The 15,226-nt window shown below is 54.8% G+C and carries 13 protein-coding genes; 12 read left to right on the plus strand and 1 reads right to left on the minus strand.

The features are described 5' to 3' along the window. Positions 1 to 10 precede the first annotated feature (10 nt). The 12 genes from amiB to rlmB all read left to right on the plus strand — a co-directional run bounded on the left by amiB (position 11) and on the right by rlmB (position 13,794). Positions 11 to 1,348, plus strand: coding sequence for an N-acetylmuramoyl-L-alanine amidase AmiB (gene amiB / locus ACLHV9_RS02270; protein ID WP_049005157.1), 1,338 nt, complete (start codon positions 11 to 13; stop codon positions 1,346 to 1,348). Between the two features lie 9 nt (positions 1,349 to 1,357). Then, entirely contained in the window at positions 1,358 to 3,202 is a 1,845-nt protein-coding gene (gene mutL / locus ACLHV9_RS02275; protein WP_108089442.1) for a DNA mismatch repair endonuclease MutL, read from the plus strand. Then, a complete protein-coding gene (miaA, locus tag ACLHV9_RS02280; RefSeq protein WP_049005159.1) occupies positions 3,195 to 4,145 on the plus strand; it encodes a tRNA (adenosine(37)-N6)-dimethylallyltransferase MiaA in 951 nt (316 codons plus the stop codon). Before mutL ends, miaA begins: the two co-directional genes overlap by 8 nt. An 85-nt stretch (positions 4,146 to 4,230) precedes the next feature. After that, the gene (hfq, locus tag ACLHV9_RS02285; protein ID WP_008502919.1) at positions 4,231 to 4,542 is read left to right on the plus strand and encodes an RNA chaperone Hfq; all 312 of its coding nucleotides are present in this window, start codon (positions 4,231 to 4,233) and stop codon (positions 4,540 to 4,542) included. Positions 4,543 to 4,615: 73 nt separating this feature from the next. After that, positions 4,616 to 5,896: a ribosome rescue GTPase HflX gene (gene hflX / locus ACLHV9_RS02290; RefSeq protein ID WP_028016440.1), complete on the plus strand. Its 1,281-nt coding sequence runs from the start codon at positions 4,616 to 4,618 to the stop codon at positions 5,894 to 5,896. Between the two features lie 56 nt (positions 5,897 to 5,952). Continuing rightward, positions 5,953 to 7,215 carry an FtsH protease activity modulator HflK gene (hflK, locus tag ACLHV9_RS02295; protein WP_028016441.1) on the plus strand — a complete coding sequence of 421 codons (1,263 nt, stop codon included), beginning with the start codon at positions 5,953 to 5,955 and terminating at the stop codon, positions 7,213 to 7,215. A gap of 2 nt (positions 7,216 to 7,217) precedes the next feature. Further along, positions 7,218 to 8,222 carry a protease modulator HflC gene (hflC, locus tag ACLHV9_RS02300; RefSeq protein ID WP_028016442.1) on the plus strand — a complete coding sequence of 335 codons (1,005 nt, stop codon included), beginning with the start codon at positions 7,218 to 7,220 and terminating at the stop codon, positions 8,220 to 8,222. Between the two features lie 71 nt (positions 8,223 to 8,293). Beyond that, complete coding sequence (locus ACLHV9_RS02305; RefSeq protein ID WP_010427497.1) at positions 8,294 to 8,491, plus strand: DUF2065 domain-containing protein; 198 nt, start codon at positions 8,294 to 8,296, stop codon at positions 8,489 to 8,491. Between the two features lie 104 nt (positions 8,492 to 8,595). Beyond that, positions 8,596 to 9,894 (plus strand): adenylosuccinate synthase, encoded by a 1,299-nt coding sequence (locus ACLHV9_RS02310; RefSeq protein ID WP_024907332.1) that lies wholly within the window; start codon positions 8,596 to 8,598, stop codon positions 9,892 to 9,894. Between the two features lie 193 nt (positions 9,895 to 10,087). After that, positions 10,088 to 10,513, plus strand: a complete 426-nt coding sequence (nsrR, locus tag ACLHV9_RS02315; protein WP_023293453.1) for a nitric oxide-sensing transcriptional repressor NsrR — start codon at positions 10,088 to 10,090, stop codon at positions 10,511 to 10,513. Positions 10,514 to 10,551: 38 nt separating this feature from the next. Then, the gene (rnr, locus tag ACLHV9_RS02320) at positions 10,552 to 12,993 is read left to right on the plus strand and encodes a ribonuclease R (protein ID WP_108089443.1); all 2,442 of its coding nucleotides are present in this window, start codon (positions 10,552 to 10,554) and stop codon (positions 12,991 to 12,993) included. A 69-nt stretch (positions 12,994 to 13,062) separates the two neighbouring features. Continuing rightward, positions 13,063 to 13,794 carry a 23S rRNA (guanosine(2251)-2'-O)-methyltransferase RlmB gene (gene rlmB, locus ACLHV9_RS02325; protein ID WP_028016444.1) on the plus strand — a complete coding sequence of 244 codons (732 nt, stop codon included), beginning with the start codon at positions 13,063 to 13,065 and terminating at the stop codon, positions 13,792 to 13,794. A gap of 35 nt (positions 13,795 to 13,829) precedes the next feature. Here rlmB and ACLHV9_RS02330 read toward each other — a convergent pair whose 3' ends face one another. After that, on the minus strand, positions 13,830 to 15,110 hold the full coding sequence (locus tag ACLHV9_RS02330; protein ID WP_407220119.1) for an MFS transporter: 1,281 nt from the start codon (positions 15,108 to 15,110) through the stop codon (positions 13,830 to 13,832). Positions 15,111 to 15,226: the final 116 nt, after the last annotated feature.

A 15,226-nucleotide genomic window follows, 5' to 3' on the forward strand; every position in this document is an offset into this window, starting at 1 on the left:
GGATAACGGGATGATTAATCGCGTTAAAAGTTGGTTGTTGGCTGCCACCGTGCTGCTGTGCGCGCAGGCCGGGGCGGCTAACCTCTCAGATATTCAGGTATCGAACGGTGAAAGCCAGGCTCGGATCACATTCAGTTTTATGGGTGACCCTGAATACGCTTTTTCACAGCCAGACAGCCACAGCGTGGCGCTGGATATCAAACAAACCGGAGTGATTCAGGGATTACCGCTGCAGTTCAGCGGTAACAATCTGGTGAAGAGCATTCGCTCCGGCACACCACAAGATAGCCAGTCATTGCGCCTGGTGGTTGATCTCACCGAAAAGGGCAAAACGAAGGCGGTCAAGCAACAAAACGGCGCGAACTATACGGTGGTTTTTACCATCAATGCTGACGCACCTCCACCACCACCGCCTCCGCCAGTGGTGGCAAAACGCGTCGAAGAACCGGTTTACACGCCGCGTCCTTCTGAGCCTGCACGTAATCCGTTTAAATCGGACAGCGACCGCATTACCAGTGTCACCAGCAGTAATAGCGTTACACGCCCTGCGGCCAGCGCACGTCGTGCGGTCAGCGGTGATAAAGTGATTATCGCGATTGATGCAGGGCATGGTGGTCAGGATCCCGGCGCGATTGGTCCAGGCGGCACGCGGGAGAAAAACGTCACGATTGCGGTAGCCCGTAAGCTGCGGACGTTGTTAAACGATGATCCGATGTTCAAAGGCGTGCTGACTCGCGACGGCGACTATTTTATCTCTGTAATGGGCCGCTCAGATGTGGCGCGTAAACAAAATGCCAACTTCCTGGTCTCCATTCATGCGGATGCAGCGCCAAATCGTAGCGCGACTGGCGCATCGGTATGGGTGCTTTCGAACCGCAGGGCGAACAGCGAAATGGCAAACTGGCTGGAAGAGCACGAGAAACAGTCTGAACTGTTAGGCGGTGCGGGTGATGTGCTGGCAAACAGCCAGTCTGATCCATATCTCAGCCAGGCAGTGCTGGATTTACAGTTCGGTCATTCCCAGCGCGTCGGTTATGATGTCGCCACTAACGTATTGAATCAGTTGCAGGGCATCGGAGCATTGCATAAGCGTCGTCCGGAGCATGCGAGCCTGGGGGTTCTGCGTTCGCCGGATATTCCATCCATTCTGGTGGAGACAGGCTTTATCAGCAATAACAGTGAAGAGCGTCTGCTGGGCAGCGACAGCTACCAGCAGCAACTTGCCGAAGCCATTTATAACGGTTTGCGTAAATATTTTGAGGCGCATCCTCTGCAGTCCGCGCCACAGGGCGGGGCAGCTCAGACGGCCAGTGCCGCGCAGCCTGGCGAGATAACTGCGACCAACTAAGGAGAATTCATGCCGATTCAGGTTCTACCGCCGCAGCTTGCGAACCAAATCGCCGCCGGTGAGGTGGTAGAACGCCCTGCGTCGGTGGTGAAGGAGCTGGTGGAAAACAGCCTCGATGCGGGCGCGACCCGCATTGATATTGATATTGAACGCGGTGGCGCGAAGCTAATCCGCATTCGTGATAACGGCTGTGGTATCAAAAAAGACGAGCTGGCGTTAGCGCTGGCTCGTCACGCTACCAGCAAAATTGCTTCTCTGGATGATCTGGAAGCCATCATTAGCCTCGGCTTTCGCGGTGAAGCGCTGGCCAGTATCAGCTCGGTTTCCCGTTTGACGCTGACCTCCCGCACGGCTGACCAGGCAGAAGCCTGGCAGGCCTATGCTGAAGGGCGCGATATGGATGTGACGGTCAAACCTGCGGCGCATCCTGTCGGTACGACGCTGGAAGTCCTGGATCTGTTCTACAACACTCCCGCCCGACGCAAGTTCATGCGTACCGAAAAAACCGAGTTCGGCCATATCGACGAAATCATCCGTCGTATCGCGCTGGCCCGTTTCGATGTCACCATTAACCTCAGTCATAATGGCAAAGTGATGCGCCAGTACCGAGCGGTGGCCGAAGGCGGGCAGAAAGAGCGTCGACTGGGAACTATTTGCGGGACACCGTTTCTGGAACAGGCGCTGGCCATTGAGTGGCAGCATGGCGATCTGGCTTTACGCGGCTGGGTGGCTGACCCAAACGCCAGCAGCGCGGCGTTCGCGGAGATCCAGTATTGCTACGTGAATGGCCGAATGATGCGGGACCGTCTCATTAATCACGCCATTCGTCAGGCCTGCGAAGATAAGCTCGGAGCCGACCAGCAACCTGCTTTTGTGCTTTATCTGGAGATCGACCCGCATCAGGTCGACGTGAACGTCCATCCAGCCAAGCATGAAGTAAGGTTCCACCAGTCACGACTGGTACACGATTTTATCTATCAGGGCGTGCTGAGCGTATTGCAACAGCAGGTTGAACCGGTGTTGCCACTGGAAAATGAAGAGCCTGCCCCACGTTCGTTCCCGGAAAACCGTGTTGCTGCGGGCCGGAACCATTTTGCGGAACCCGCTGCGGTACGCGAGCCGGAAGCGCCGCGTTTCTCCTCTGCAGGGAGCGCTCCGCGCCCAACGGGAGCAAACTACCCGAACGCTCAGCCTGGCTATCAAAAGCAGCAGGGGGCGTTGTATCGCAAACTGCTGGAAACCCCAGCCGTGGAGCGTAAAGAACACATCCCGGTAGCGTCGTCTTCCCTGGACGCTCATAGCCAGAGTTTTGGCCGGGTGTTGACGATTGTCGTACCGGATATGGCACTGCTTGAGCGTGACGGCAAATTGATGCTTCTGGCATTGCCGGTAGCCGAACGCTGGCTCAAACAGGTGCAGCTCACTCCGGGCGAAAACTCGGCCTGCGCGCAGCCGCTGCTGATCCCGGTTCGTCTGAAAATATCCGCTGAAGAAACAAGGGTATTGCAACGTGCAGAGGCCCAACTGGCGCAGATGGGCATTGAAATTGTGCTCGAACCACAACATGTGACAATTCGTGCAGTGCCTTTACCCTTACGCCAACAAAATTTACAAAACTTGATTCCTGAACTGATAGGCTACCTGGCGCAGCAAACATCGTTTGATGCCGCCAACACCGCGCACTGGATCGCCCGTCATCTGGCAAGCGAACACACGCCGTGGAGTATGGCGCAGGCCATTAGCGTGCTGGCAGAGGTTGAACGTCTTTGTCCGCAACTGGTGAAATCGCCGCCAGGGGGTCTATTACAACCTGTTGATTTACAAACGGCGATGAACGCCCTGAAACATGATTGACGTAAGCAAGGCGAGCCTGCCTAAGGCGATTTTTTTGATGGGGCCAACGGCCTCCGGCAAAACGGCACTGGCCATTGAGTTGCGTAAAGTTTTGCCCGTAGAGTTGATTAGCGTTGATTCCGCCCTCATCTATCGGGGGATGGACATCGGCACGGCGAAGCCTGACGCAGAAGAGTTGCGTGCGGCACCGCACCGTTTGCTGGATATTCTCGACCCTGCTCAGGCTTACTCCGCAGCGGATTTCCGCCGGGATGCCTTAGCTGAGATGGCCGAGATAACAGCGGCGGGACGTATACCGCTGTTGGTTGGCGGAACCATGCTCTATTTCAAGGCGTTGCTGGAGGGGCTATCACCTCTGCCATCAGCGGATCCTGAGGTAAGAGCGAAAATTGAGCAGCAGGCGGCAGAGCAGGGCTGGGACGTTTTGCACAAGCAACTGGCAGAGATTGATCCGGTTGCTGCAGCACGGATCCATCCAAATGATCCGCAAAGGCTTTCCCGGGCACTGGAAGTTTTTTTCATTTCGGGTAAAACTTTAACGGAACTGACGCAAACGTCAGGAGAGGCTCTGCCGTATCAGGTGCATCAGTTCGCCATCGCCCCGGCGAGCCGTGAACTGCTCCATCAGCGAATTGAGCAGCGTTTTCATCAGATGTTAGCTTCAGATTTTGAAGCAGAAGTGCGGGCGCTATTTGCCCGTGGAGATTTGCATACGGATATGCCTTCCATTCGTTGTGTGGGATACCGCCAGATGTGGTCGTATCTTGAAGGTGAGATTTCATACGATGAAATGGTTTATCGAGGTGTTTGCGCCACGAGACAGTTAGCGAAGCGCCAGATCACCTGGTTGCGCGGTTGGGAGGGGGTTCACTGGTTAGACAGTGAAAAACCGCAACAGGCGTTAAACGAAGTGATTGAGGTTGTTGGTGATATCGCTCACTGAATGTGTACAATTGAGACGTATCGTGCGCAATTTTTCAGAATCGCAAGGTTCTAAGTACAAAACAAGCATATAAGGAAAAGATAGAATGGCTAAGGGGCAATCTTTACAAGATCCGTTCCTGAACGCATTGCGTCGGGAACGTGTTCCAGTTTCTATTTATTTGGTGAATGGTATTAAGCTGCAAGGTCAGATTGAGTCTTTCGATCAGTTCGTGATCCTGTTGAAAAACACGGTCAGTCAGATGGTCTACAAGCACGCGATTTCTACTGTTGTTCCGTCTCGTCCGGTATCTCATCACAGCAATAACGCTGGCGGCGGCACTGGCAGTAACTACCATCACGGCAGCAACGCGCAGGGTTCTTCAACGCCAGCGCAGGACAGCGACGAGACCGAATAAGGTCTCTGCTGTTATCCACACGGGGAGCCAGGGATCCTGCGTTCCCCGCTGATCTTTTTAGAGAGGTTTACGCTTGTTTGACCGTTATGATGCCGGTGAGCAGGCGGTGCTGGTACACATCTATTTTTCGCAAGACAAAGATATGGAAGACCTCCAGGAGTTTGAATCTCTGGTCTCTTCCGCCGGTGTCGAAGCAATGCAGGTGATTACCGGTAGCCGTAAAGCGCCGCACCCAAAGTATTTTGTTGGTGAAGGTAAAGCAGTTGAAATTGCGGATGCCGTAAAAGCAACTGGCGCTTCAGTTGTGTTGTTTGATCATGCGCTGTCTCCGGCCCAGGAACGTAACCTGGAAGCGCTTTGCGAATGCCGTGTTATCGATCGCACGGGGTTGATTTTAGATATTTTTGCTCAGCGTGCGCGTACCCATGAAGGTAAGTTGCAGGTTGAGCTGGCGCAGTTGCGCCATCTGGCAACGCGGCTTGTGCGTGGCTGGACCCACCTTGAGAGACAGAAAGGCGGGATTGGTTTACGCGGTCCGGGGGAAACCCAGCTCGAAACCGACCGTCGTTTGCTGCGTGGCCGTATTACTCAGATCCTCTCACGTCTGGAACGCGTTGAGAAACAGCGTGAGCAAGGTCGTCGTGCACGCTCAAAAGCCGACATCCCAACGGTGTCGCTGGTGGGGTATACCAACGCCGGTAAATCCACCCTGTTTAACCAGATTACTGAGGCCCAGGTTTATGCCGCAGACCAGTTGTTTGCGACTCTGGACCCAACGTTACGTCGTATTGACGTCGCCGATGTGGGTGAAACAGTGCTGGCGGATACCGTAGGGTTTATCCGTCATTTGCCTCACGACCTGGTGGCGGCGTTTAAAGCTACCCTGCAGGAGACGCGACAGGCGACCCTGCTGGTGCACGTGATTGACGCGGCGGATGTTCGTGTGCAGGAGAACATCGACGCGGTAAACGTGGTGCTCGAAGAGATCGACGCCCACGAGATCCCAACGCTGTTGGTGATGAACAAGATCGATATGCTGGAGGATTTCGAGCCGCGTATTGATCGAGATGAAGAGAACAAACCGATTCGGGTCTGGCTTTCTGCCCAGTCCGGTATTGGTGTGCCACTGCTTTTCCAGGCTTTGACAGAACGTCTTTCCGGTGAGGTAGCTCAGCACACGCTGCGATTGCCGCCACAGGAAGGCAGGCTGCGCAGCCGGTTTTATCAGCTTCAGGCGATAGAAAAAGAGTGGATGGAGGATGACGGCAGCGTGGGGATGCAGGTGCGTATGCCGATCGTTGACTGGCGTCGCCTCTGTAAACAAGAACCTGCGCTGGTCGACTATATCGTCTGATCAGAAAGGGGATGCCTGAATAATTCGCCCTTGCATAACAAATATGGAGCATATACATGGCGTGGAATCAGCCCGGTAACAACGGACAAGACCGCGACCCGTGGGGAAGCAGCAATAATCAAGGCGGCAACTCTGGGGGAAATGGCAACAAAGGTGGTCGCGAGCAGGGGCCGCCAGATCTGGATGATATCTTCCGCAAGCTGAGCAAAAAGCTTGGTGGCCTTGGCGGAGGTAAAGGTTCTGGCTCGGGTGGAAATTCTACCCAGGGGCCGCGCCCGCAAATGGGTGGCCGCGTGGTGGGCATTGTTGCCGCTGCGGCGGTGATCATCTGGGCTGCCACCGGGTTCTACACCATTAAAGAAGCGGAACGCGGTGTCGTCACCCGTTTCGGTAAGTTCAGTCATCTGGTGGAGCCAGGTCTTAACTGGAAACCGACCTTCATTGACGACGTTACCGCGGTAAACGTGGAATCTGTCCGTGAACTGGCGGCGTCTGGTGTGATGCTGACCTCTGATGAGAACGTGGTGCGCGTTGAGATGAACGTGCAGTACCGCGTAACCGATCCTGAACGTTATCTGTTTAGCGTGACCAGCGCCGATGACAGTCTGCGCCAGGCGACTGATAGCGCCCTGCGTGGTGTTATCGGTAAATACACCATGGATCGCATCCTGACCGAAGGTCGTACCGTTATTCGTAGCGATACCCAGCGCGAGCTGGAAGAGACCATTCGCCCGTACAACATGGGTATTACCCTGCTGGACGTCAACTTCCAGGCAGCTCGTCCGCCGGAAGAGGTGAAAGCGGCGTTTGATGACGCGATTGCTGCCCGTGAAAACGAACAGCAGTACATCCGTGAAGCGGAAGCGTACACCAACGAAGTGCAGCCACGTGCTAACGGCCAGGCGCAGCGTATTCTTGAAGAAGCTCGCGCATATAAAACCCAGACCATCCTGGAAGCACAGGGTGAAGTGGCGCGTTTCGCGAAAATTCTGCCGGAATATAAAGCGGCTCCGGAAATTACCCGTGAACGTCTCTATATCGAGACCATGGAAAAAGTGCTGAGCCACACGCGTAAAGTGCTGGTTAACGACAACAAAGGCGGAAACCTGATGGTACTGCCACTGGACCAGATGCTGAAAGGCGGTTCGGCTCCGGCGGCGAAAGCTGACACCAGCGGTTCCAATAACCTGCTGCGTCTGCCACCTGCGTCGTCCAGTAGCTCAAGCGCAACAACCACGCCTTCTTCGAACGATGGTGACATCATGGACCAACGCCGTGCTAACGCGCAGCGTAACGACTACCAGCGTCAGGGGGAATAAGGATGCGTAAGTCAGTTATTGCGATCATCATCATCGTACTGGTCGTGCTCTACACCTCTATTTTCGTTGTGAAAGAGGGTGAACGAGGGATCAAATTCCAGTTCAGCAGCGTCGTCCGTGATAGCGACAAGCGTCCGGTGATCTATGAACCGGGCCTGCACTTCAAAGTGCCGTTCATTCAGTCGGTGAAAACGCTTGATGCCCGTATCCAGACCATGGATAACCAGGCTGACCGTTTCGTGACCAAAGAGAAGAAAGACCTGATCGTTGACTCTTACATCAAGTGGCGTATCAGTGATTTCAGCCGTTACTTCCTGGCGACAGGCGGTGGCGACGTTTCTCAGGCTGAAGTGCTGTTGAAACGTAAGTTCTCTGACCGTCTGCGTTCTGAGATTGGACGTCTGGATGTGAAAGATATCGTGACCGATTCCCGCGGCCGTCTGACACTGGAAGTGCGTGATGCGCTGAACTCCGGTACCGCAGGCACCGAAGACGAAGTCTCAACACCGGCAGCGGATGATGCGATTGCTAAAGCGGCTGAACGCGTTCAGGCTGAAACCAACGGCAAAGTGCCGGTGATCAACCCGAACAGTATGGCGGCCCTGGGTATTGAAGTCGTTGACGTGCGTATTAAGCAGATCAACCTTCCTGTGGAAGTGTCCGAGGCGATCTACAACCGTATGCGCGCCGAGCGTGAAGCGGTCGCCCGTCGTCACCGTTCACAGGGTCAGGAAGAGGCTGAGAAGCTGCGCGCGGCAGCGGACTACGAAGTCACCAAGACACTGGCGGAATCTGAGCGTCAGGGACGTATTCTGCGCGGTGAAGGTGATGCAGAAGCCGCGAAGCTGTTTGCAGATGCCTTCAGCCAGGATCCGGACTTCTACGCCTTTATCCGTAGCCTGCGAGCTTACGAGAATAGCTTCCAGAGCAACCAGGATGTAATGGTCCTCAGCCCGGACAGCGATTTCTTCCGTTATATGAAGACGCCGACCAACGCGACGCGATAAACTCAGGCTCGTTTGAGTATTCAAACCACCGCTCTTCACGGAGCGGTGGTTTTCTTTTATAAGGAATAAAAATGAATTCAACCATTTGGCTCGCGCTGGCGCTGGTGTTAGTGCTGGAAGGTCTTGGCCCGATGCTTTATCCGCGCGCATGGCGTCGTATGATTGCGACGATGAGCCAGCTCCCAGATAATATTTTGCGTCGTTTTGGCGGCGGTCTTGTGGTTGCTGGCATCGTGATCTACTACATGTTGAAGAAAACGATTGGCTGATCAAAAAGTGGTCGGATTTGGCGCATTTTGAGGTCAAAAAGTGCTGTATATCTGAAAAAGCGATGGTAGAATCCATTTTTAAGCAAACGGTGATTTTGAAAAAAATGGGTAACAACGTCGTCGTACTGGGCACCCAATGGGGTGACGAAGGTAAAGGGAAGATTGTTGATCTTCTGACTGAACGGGCTAAATATGTTGTACGCTACCAGGGCGGTCACAACGCAGGCCATACTCTCGTAATCAACGGTGAAAAAACCGTCCTCCATCTTATTCCATCAGGCATTCTTCGTGATAACGTCACCAGCATCATCGGTAACGGCGTTGTGCTGTCTCCTGCTGCGCTGATGAAAGAGATGAAAGGTCTGGAAGACCGTGGTATCCCTGTTCGTGAGCGTCTGCTGCTCTCCGAAGCTTGCCCGCTGATCCTGGATTATCACGTGGCACTGGACGTTGCGCGTGAGAAAGCGCGTGGCGCGAAAGCGATCGGTACCACCGGCCGTGGTATCGGCCCGGCTTACGAAGACAAAGTAGCTCGTCGCGGTCTGCGCGTGGGCGACCTCTTCGACAAAGCAACCTTCGCTGAAAAGCTGAAAGAAGTGATGGAATATCACAACTTCCAGCTGGTGAACTTCTACAAAGCTGACGCTGTTGACTACCAGAAAGTACTGGATGACGTCATGGCGATTGCTGACATTCTGACCGGTATGGTTGTTGATGTATCCGATCTGCTGGACCAGGCGCGCAAGCGTGGCGATTTCGTCATGTTTGAAGGTGCGCAGGGTACGCTGCTGGACATCGACCACGGTACCTATCCGTACGTAACCTCTTCTAACACCACCGCAGGTGGCGTTGCGACCGGCTCCGGCCTGGGCCCACGTTATGTGGATTACGTTCTGGGTATCATCAAAGCTTACTCCACTCGCGTGGGTGCAGGTCCATTCCCGACCGAACTGTTTGATGAAACCGGCGAGTTCCTGTGCAAGCAGGGTAACGAGTTTGGCGCGACCACCGGTCGTCGTCGTCGTACCGGCTGGCTGGATGCGGTTGCAGTGCGTCGCGCAGTGCAGATCAACTCCCTGTCTGGCTTCTGCCTGACCAAGCTGGACGTACTGGACGGCCTGAAAGAAGTGAAAATCTGCGTAGGCTACCGTATGCCAGATGGCCGCGAAGTGACCACCACTCCGCTGGCGGCTGACGACTGGGAAGGCATCGAGCCAATCTACGAAACCATGCCAGGCTGGTCTGAGACCACTTTCGGTGTGAAAGAGCGTAGCGGCCTGCCACAGGCGGCGCTGGATTACATCAAGCGTATTGAAGAACTGACCGAAGTGCCGATCGATATTATTTCTACCGGCCCGGATCGTACTGAAACGATGATCCTGCGCGACCCGTTCGACGCATAATCTTCGTGACTGCTGGCCTGCGGGGGTGACCCGTAGGCCGGATAAGCGTAGCGCCATCCGGCGACCACTCCTCGATCTCTGCTTTTTCGCCCCGTCAGTCAAATAAATTAGCCGCTAACTATCTGGCTGGTTTATCATCATTAATGTATATCTCAGCGGTTTGTCCGCGATTTCCCTTTTTCCTGAGGTTGATGTGCAGTTAACAAGTTTCACCGATTACGGCTTACGCGCGCTGATCTACATGGCGTCGTTACCCGATGGGAAAATGACCAGTATCTCTGAAGTGACAGAGGTCTACGGCGTGTCTCGTAATCATATGGTCAAAATAATCAATCAACTTAGTCGTGCCGGATATGTTGCTGCCGTTCGCGGGAAGAATGGGGGGATCCGTCTCGGTAAACCGGCGCAGAGTATTCGTGTTGGCGATGTGGTACGTGAGCTGGAGCCATTGTCTCTGGTGAACTGCAGCAGCGAGTTCTGCCACATTACACCCGCCTGCCGTCTGAAAAAGGCGCTTTCTAAGGCCGTGCAAAGTTTTCTCAAGGAACTGGATAACTACACGCTGGCCGATTTGGTTGAAGAGAATCAACCGCTTTATAAATTATTGCTGGTGGAATGAAGAAAATTTCCACCGGAGCTGACAACGGAGGAACCGACATGTCACAAGATCCATTCCAGGAACGCGAAGCCGAAAAATACGCGAACCCTATCCCCAGCCGCGAGTTCATCATTGAACACTTAACAAAACGCGAAAAACCCGCCAATCGTGAAGAACTTGCCGTTGAATTAAATATTGAAGGTGAAGAGCAAATTGAAGCCCTTCGCCGTCGCCTGCGCGCCATGGAGCGTGACGGGCAACTGGTCTTTACCCGCCGTCAGTGCTATGCGCTGCCAGAACGCCTTGATCTGCTGAAAGGAACCGTCATTGGTCACCGTGACGGCTATGGCTTCCTGCGCGTAGAAGGTCGTAAAGACGATCTGTACCTTTCATCTGAACAGATGAAAATGTGTATCCACGGTGACCAGATCCTGGCCCAGCCGCTGGGCGCTGACCGTAAAGGTCGCCGCGAAGCTCGCGTGGTGCGCGTGCTGGTGCCAAAAACCAGCCAGATTGTTGGCCGCTACTTTACCGATGCGGGCGTCGGCTTTGTGGTACCGGACGACAGCCGTCTGAGTTTTGATATCCTGATCCCACCTGAAGAGGTTATGGGCGCGCGCATGGGCTTTGTGGTGGTGGTTGAGCTCACCCAGCGTCCTACCCGTCGCACTAAAGCGGTCGGGAAAATCGTGGAAGTATTGGGCGATAACATGGGCACCGGCATGGCTGTTGATATGGCGCTGCGTACCCATGAGATCCCTTACATCTGGCCGAAAGCGGTTGAAGAACAAATTGAAGGCCTTCGTGAAGAAGTACCTGAAGAGTCTAAAGCTGGCCGCGTGGATCTGCGCGATCTGCCACTGGTGACGATTGATGGCGAAGATGCCCGCGACTTCGATGATGCCGTGTACTGCGATAAAAAACGCGGTGGTGGCTGGCGTCTGTGGGTTGCCATCGCGGATGTGAGCTACTATGTTCGCCCGCACACCCCGCTGGATAACGAAGCGCGCAACCGCGGTACCTCGGTTTACTTCCCGTCACAGGTCGTGCCGATGCTGCCGGAAGTGCTCTCTAACGGTCTGTGCTCCCTGAACCCGCAGGTTGACCGCCTCTGTATGGTTTGTGAGATGACCATCTCCACCAAAGGGCGCTTAACAGGTTACAAATTCTACGAAGCAGTCATGAGCTCACATGCGCGCCTGACCTATACCAAAGTCTGGCATATGCTGCAGGGCGACCAGGATCTGCGCGAACAATATGCGCCGCTGGTGAAGCACATTGAAGAGCTGCATAACCTCTACAAAACGCTGGATCAGGCGCGTGAAGAGCGCGGCGGGATCTCCTTTGAGAGCGAAGAGGCGAAGTTTATCTTCAACGCGGAACGTCGCATTGAACGTATCGAACAGACCCAGCGTAACGACGCGCACAAGCTGATTGAAGAGTGTATGATCCTGGCGAACATCTCGGCGGCACGTTTTGTTGAGAAAGCCAAAGAGCCTGCGCTGTTCCGTATTCACGATAAACCGTCGACGGAAGCCATCACCGCGTTCCGTTCAGTACTGGCTGAACTGGGTCTGGAGCTGCCTGGTGGTAACAAGCCAGAGCCGCGTGATTATGCCGAGCTGCTGGAATCCATTGGCGACCGTCCGGATGCAGAAATGCTGCAGACCATGCTGCTGCGCTCCATGAAGCAGGCGATTTACGATCCGGAAAACCGTGGGCACTTCGGTCTGGCGTTGCAGTCCTACGCGCACTTTACGTCGCCAATTCGTCGTTACCCGGATCTTTCCCTGCACCGTGCAATCAAGTATTTGCTGGCGCAGGAGCAGGGCCATAAAGGGAACACGACTGAAACCGGAGGCTACCACTATTCAATGGAAGAGATGCTGCAACTGGGTCAGCATTGTTCCATGACCGAACGCCGCGCGGATGAAGCGACCCGTGAAGTCTCAGACTGGCTGAAGTGCGACTTTATGCTGGATCAGGTCGGTAACGTTTTCAAAGGTGTGATCGCCAGCGTGACCGGTTTTGGTTTCTTTGTTCGTCTCGATGAGCTGTTTATCGACGGTCTGGTGCATGTCTCCAGCCTGGATAACGACTACTACCGTTTTGACCAGGTCGGGCAGCGTCTCATTGGCGAATCCGGCGGTCAGACCTATCGTCTGGGCGATCGTGTGGAAGTGAAGGTCGAAGCGGTCAATATGGACGAGCGCAAGATCGACTTCAGCCTGATCTCCAGCGAGCGTGGCCCGCGTAATGTGGGTAAAACGGCGCGTGAGAAGGCGAAAAAGGGTGGCAACGGTAATACCAGCGGCAAACGTCGTCAGGCGGGTAAGAAAGTGAACTTCGAGCCAGATAGCGCCTTCCGCGGCGAGAAGAAAAAGAAACCGAAGGCAGCGAAGAAAGAAGCTCGCTCCGCGAAAAAGCCTTCCGCTAAGACCCAAAAAATTGCCGCCGCTACCAAAGCGAAGCGCGCGGCGAAGAAAAAGCAGGCGGAGTAATTCCGCCCCTTACCCTGACCCTCTCCCCATCGGGGAGAGGGAAAAGTATCGTCATAATGAGAACCATCAATGAGTGAAATGATTTACGGCATCCACGCGGTGCAAGCCCTGCTGGAGCGCGCACCGGAGCGTTTTCAGGAAGTGTTCATTCTGAAAGGGCGTGAAGACAAGCGTCTGATGCCGCTGATCCACGCCCTGGAGGCACAGGGTGTGGTGATCCAACTGGCAAACCGCCAGTTCCTGGATGAGAAAAGTGACGGCGCGGTTCACCAGGGGATCATTGCCCGCGTGAAGCCGGGTCGTCAGTATCAGGAAAACGATCTGCCGGATCTGATTGCCGAGCTGGATAACCCATTCTTCCTGATCCTCGATGGCGTTACCGATCCGCACAACCTTGGTGCATGTCTGCGTAGTGCTGATGCTGCCGGTGTACACGCGGTCATCGTGCCAAAAGATCGCTCTGCACAGCTGAACGCCACGGCCAAAAAAGTGGCCTGCGGCGCGGCAGAGAACGTTCCGTTGATCCGTGTTACCAACCTGGCGCGCACCATGCGTCTGCTGCAGGAAGAGAATATCTGGATTGTCGGTACCGCCGGTGAAGCCGATCATACCCTCTATCAGAGCAAAATGACTGGCCGTCTGGCGCTGGTGATGGGAGCCGAAGGTGAAGGTATGCGTCGTCTGACGCGCGAGCACTGCGATGAGCTAATCAGCATTCCGATGGCGGGCAGCGTGTCGTCTCTGAACGTTTCTGTTGCGACGGGCATCTGCCTGTTTGAAGCGGTGCGTCAGCGGGGCTAGCCTTTTGTGCCCGGTAAGCACAACGCCACCGGGCATTAACCTCGCTCCTCTAACGACCGCAAATGGTCATCCTTCCTGAGCGTCATCAGCGCCGCAATGCTCACCACTGCTGTCGTCATGACGTAGTACGCTGGAATATCCAGATTGCCCGTCTCTTTAATCAGCCCGGTAATAATCAACCCTGCGCAGCCTGAAAAAATAGCGTTCGACAGGGAGTAAGCCAACCCAAGCCCGGTATAGCGCACACGCGTCGGGAACATCTCAGAGAGCATCGCCGGGCCAGGCCCTGCCAGCATTCCCACCAGACCACCTGCAATCAATACCACCAGCGCTTTCACTGCCAGCGTACTGGATTCGGCCTGCAGGATTTTCAGGAGTGGCAGGGCGAGGATCAGCAGCAGCGTGGTGGCGATAATCATCACCGTGCGACGCCCGATCCGGTCGCTCAGGATCCCAGAGGGAATGATGGTGAGTGCAAAACCAATATTCGAAATTACCGCTATTAATAACGCCTGGTTAAAGCCGGTGTGCAGCGCTGACTGCAGGTAGGTTGGCATAATCACCAGATAGGTATACCCCGCCGCTGACCAGACCATCACCCTGCCAATCCCCATTATGATAGCTCTGAGGGTCGCAGCGGTATCCGCCCGAGCGGTGACCGGTTTGTCCTGCTGCTGCACAAAGCTGGGTGTCTCTTCCATGCTTACCCGAAGCCATAGTGCGACGACGCCCATGGGCAGCGCCAGGAAGAACGGAATGCGCCAGCCCCAGTCATGCAAAGCTTCAGGGGTGAGGAGGGCGGAGAGCAGCGCGACAATACCCGCGCCTGCCAGTAATCCCAGCGCCACGGTGAAGGATTGCCACGCGCCGTACAGGCCGCGCTTGCCGCGCGGGGCAAACTCCGTCATCAGCGAGACCGCACCGCCGTACTCGCCGCCCGCGAACAGCCCCTGCAGGATGCGAAGCAGTGTAATAATGAGCGGTGCGGCAATCCCAATGCTGGCGTAGACCGGCACCACGCCGATAGCAGCGGTAGCGAGCGTCATCAATACCAGCACAATGATTAGCGTTGGCTTACGGCCAATCCTGTCACCGATGCGGCCAAACACCACCGCGCCCAGGGGACGGAAAAAGAAGGCGATGGCAAACGAGGCGTAGGTCAGGATCAGGCTGGTTAGCCCCGTTTCCCCCTCAAGCTGGAAGAAGTTTTTCGCAATAACGGTCGCCAGAAAACCGTAGACCGCAAACTCATACCACTCGATAAAGTTACCAATGGAGCCTGCAATTAATGCTCTCTTGTGCGCATCCGGTTGCATAACGATCCTCACTGAAGGGGGTAAGAATAAATTATTCAACAAAAGATAAGTGATGAAATAGTTTATTCTTATGTTCTGTGAGCTATTTCACGAATGATATCAGCAGGATCGCCACT

The organism is Enterobacter sp. CPE_E890 (assembly GCF_046521475.1).
In the GTDB taxonomy this organism is placed as follows: domain Bacteria; phylum Pseudomonadota; class Gammaproteobacteria; order Enterobacterales; family Enterobacteriaceae; genus Enterobacter; species Enterobacter adelaidei.